The sequence below is a fragment of the Sphingobacterium prati genome (assembly GCF_013167215.1).
Lineage (GTDB): Bacteria > Bacteroidota > Bacteroidia > Sphingobacteriales > Sphingobacteriaceae > Sphingobacterium > Sphingobacterium prati.
Genome location: NZ_JABJWY010000001.1, coordinates 1 through 567, shown reverse-complemented (window position 1 = coordinate 567; position 567 = coordinate 1). Strand labels below are relative to the sequence as shown.

Here is a 567-nt window from a genome sequence, read left to right as displayed (position 1 = left end):
ACAAGTCGAACAGGGTCGAAAGACGGACATAGTGATCCGGTGGTTCTGTATGGAAGGGCCATCGCTCAAAGGATAAAAGGTACGCTGGGGATAACAGGCTGATCTCCCCCAAGAGCTCATATCGACGGGGAGGTTTGGCACCTCGATGTCGGCTCGTCACATCCTGGGGCTGGAGAAGGTCCCAAGGGTTGGGCTGTTCGCCCATTAAAGTGGCACGCGAGCTGGGTTCAGAACGTCGCGAGACAGTTCGGTCCCTATCTGTTGTGGGCGTTGGAAGTTTGAGTGGATCTGACCTTAGTACGAGAGGACCGGGTTGGACAGACCTCTGGTGAACCTGTTATGCCGCCAGGTGTACGGCAGGGTAGCTACGTCTGGAATAGATAAGCGCTGAAAGCATCTAAGTGCGAAACTAGCCACGAGATGAGACTTCCTAATAGGGTCGTAGGAGATGACTACGTTGATAGGCCATAGGTGTAAAGGTTGAGAGACCAAAGCCAAGTGGTACTAATAGCCCGAAGCTTTCTCAAGCAGACAGACACTGTTGTCTTCCTCTTTAATTTTTGAAAC

Annotated in this window: 1 rRNA gene; it reads left to right on the top strand. The window is 51.9% G+C overall.

Annotation, left to right across the window (positions count from 1 at the left end):
- Nucleotides 1-528: ribosomal RNA gene (locus HPC41_RS00005) — 23S ribosomal RNA — on the top strand; the annotation flags it as partial.
- Nucleotides 529-567: the final 39 nt, after the last annotated feature.